The sequence below is a fragment of the Streptomyces alkaliphilus genome, assembly GCF_014141535.1.
Classification (GTDB): Bacteria; Actinomycetota; Actinomycetes; order Streptomycetales; family Streptomycetaceae; genus Streptomyces; species Streptomyces alkaliphilus.
Genome location: NZ_VKHT01000763.1, coordinates 1 through 2,517, shown reverse-complemented (window position 1 = coordinate 2,517; position 2,517 = coordinate 1). Strand labels below are relative to the sequence as shown.

Here is a 2,517-nt window from a genome sequence, read left to right as displayed (position 1 = left end):
GCCGTCGCCCCCGCCGCCCCGCCCCCGCGGCCGGGGCGTCGTCCCGGCCGTCGGGCCGCCACGTGCCGGGCGGCGTCCTCGCTCTCGGAGACCACCCACCGGGCGCTGCGGGTGCGTGCCTCCAGGTCGCGCAACTGGCGTTCCCACCGTCGGACGGTGCTCTCCTCGGGCGTTTCCTCCGCCAGCGACTCACCGAGCGAGCGCAGCATGGCCGCCACCCGTCGGGCGAGGTCCGCACAGGCCTCCTCGGCGTCGCCGCGGCGGTGCGGGGAGGCGGGGAGGACGAGGGAGAAGCCCAGCCCGCACCCCGCGCCCAGTGCGACGGCCAGCAGCAGGTCGAGCCCGTAGTCGGGGTCGCCGTTGCCGGCGGCGAAGGCGAAGAGCGCGACGACCGGCAGTTGGGTGCGTTCGTTGCCCAGTGGCCACAGCCGGCCGGCCGCCAGGGTGAGCAGCATCAGGATCGCCAGCGACCAGCCGTGCACGCCCGCCGTCACGCCGAACGCGGCGGCCAGGCTGACCCCCACCACCACCGCCGCCAGGTACTTCAGCGACACCCGCAACGAGCGGTGCACGGTGCCCTGGAGGACGAGCAGCGCGGTGAAGGGCGCGAAGGTGAGCACCGTGGAGGGCAGGACCGCCGAGGCGATCAGCCAGGCGACGACCGTGGCGCCGACGATCTTGAGCTGGAGGACGAGGTCGTCGCGCTCCCAGCCCGGGCCGCGGGCCGCGCGTCGCAGGTGGTCCAGGGCCTCGGCCGTGCTGCGGCGCGCCGTTCCCAGTGGGGTCATTCGTCTCCTCCCTCGCGTCCCGGTCCACGGTCTCCGGCACCCCGCCGGGGTGCCGCCGGGGGCTGTCGTCGGGCGGCGACCGTGCCACCGCGGGGGTGCCCCTGCCCGGATCGGTGGGTACGGCAACCAACGGAGCCGGGATGTCCGCATCCCGGACGGGAGATCCTCCCGCCTAGGATGACGACGTGAGCGGAAGCCGGCGTGGAACGGGACGGCGGGGCGGCGTGTCCCGAATGTCCCGGCTCCCCCGGGCGGTTCGGCTCCTTCGGGTGCTGCCACTGCTGTTGGGCGTGCTCGTCCTGCACGGCGTCGGGGTTCCGGCGCTCGCGCACGCCGCCGTGACGGCTCCCGGCCACCATTCCGCCGCCCATCCGGCCGCCGGGCACGCCGACCAACACGGTCCGGGCCGTGCCCACGGCCCCGGGCACCCGTTCACCGCGCTCCAGCACGCCCCCGGGCACCCGTCGGCCGCCGACCGGTCCGCCGACACGCGGGAGCCCTGCGGGCACGGGGAGCGGACCGAGGTCACCTGCGCCGCCTCCGGCGTGGCCCTCGCGCCCTCCCCGCCGCTGCCCACCGGCACCGCCCCGGTACCGGTCCTCGCGCCGGCCCCGCCCGGGGCCCGGTCGTGCGCGCCGCTCGGCTTCCGGGCTCCGCCCTCGCTGAGCGAACTCCAACTCCTGCGGATATAGGAGCGCCTCCGGGCGGTCGGCCCCGCGGCCGGCGCCCGGCGCCGTCACGTTCCCTTTTCGAGTCCGCCCCGCGCGGCCCGATCGCGCGCCCGGCGGTGAACCATCGCAGGAGTCCTTCACCATGCGTCCGACCCGCCATGCCTTCCTTTCCGGCGTTCCCGCGGCCCGTACCGCCCGTACCGCCCGTACCGCCCCTACCGCCGGCACCGTTGCCGGCGTCCCCGCTCGCCGGGGCCGGTCGGGTCGTCTCCTCGCGGTGGCGGCCCTGACCGCCGGCGCCCTGACCCTCACCGCCTGCGGCACCGACGCCGGATCCGTCGAGCACGCCGGTCACGGCGCGCCCGCAGCCGGGGACGAGAAGCCCCTCGAGGACCACAACGACGCCGATGTCGCCTTCGCCCGCGAGATGATCCCCCACCACCGGCAGGCCCTGGAGATGTCCGAACTCGCCCCCGACCGGGCCGCCTCACCGGAGGTCCGCACCCTCGCCGAGGAGATCGAGGCCGCCCAGGGCCCGGAGATCGAGACCCTCACCGATTGGCTGGACGAGTGGGGTGTCGAGGACGCCGACGGCCACGGTGACCACGACGGTCACGGGGCGCACGGCATGCCCGGCATGCTCACCGAGGAGCAGATGAACCGCCTCGCCGCCCTCGACGGCGAGGAGTTCGACACCGCCTTCCTCGAGCTGATGATCGAACACCACGAGGGCGCGCTGGTGATGGCCCGACAGGTGTTGGCGGACGGTTCCCACGAGCCGACCGCCGACCTCGCCCGGGAGATCATCGACGGCCAGGAGGCCGAGATCGAGCGGATGCGCGAACTGCTCGGCGAACCCGTCGAGCGCTGACGGCCGGCCCGTCCCCGGGTCGTCCCCGACCCCGACGCGCCCGCCCCGACCGGTCACCGGTCGGGGCGGGCCCCGCCGTCGCCGGCGGGCCGGCAGGATGGGCGCATGGCAGGACCGGACCCCACGGAATCCACCGCACCGGCGAACACCCACGAACCCCGCGCGACCGATCCCGCCGGGGGAGGCC

General features: G+C 76.1%; 3 protein-coding genes. 2 read left to right on the top strand and 1 reads right to left on the bottom strand.

What is annotated here, in order from left to right:
* On the bottom strand, window positions 1-788 hold a 788-nt coding region (locus tag FNQ90_RS19500; RefSeq protein ID WP_228471405.1), incomplete at its 3' end, for an FUSC family protein.
* Window positions 789-1,021: 233 nt separating this feature from the next.
* Here FNQ90_RS19500 and FNQ90_RS19495 point away from each other — a divergent pair.
* Together FNQ90_RS19495 and FNQ90_RS19490 are read left to right on the top strand one after the other, a co-directional pair.
* Window positions 1,022-1,480: a DUF6153 family protein gene (locus tag FNQ90_RS19495; protein WP_182607553.1), complete on the top strand. Its 459-nt coding sequence runs from the start codon at window positions 1,022-1,024 to the stop codon at window positions 1,478-1,480.
* Between the two features lie 256 nt (window positions 1,481-1,736).
* Window positions 1,737-2,330 (top strand): DUF305 domain-containing protein, encoded by a 594-nt coding sequence (locus FNQ90_RS19490; protein WP_323380076.1) that lies wholly within the window; start codon window positions 1,737-1,739, stop codon window positions 2,328-2,330.
* Window positions 2,331-2,517 lie beyond the last annotated feature (187 nt).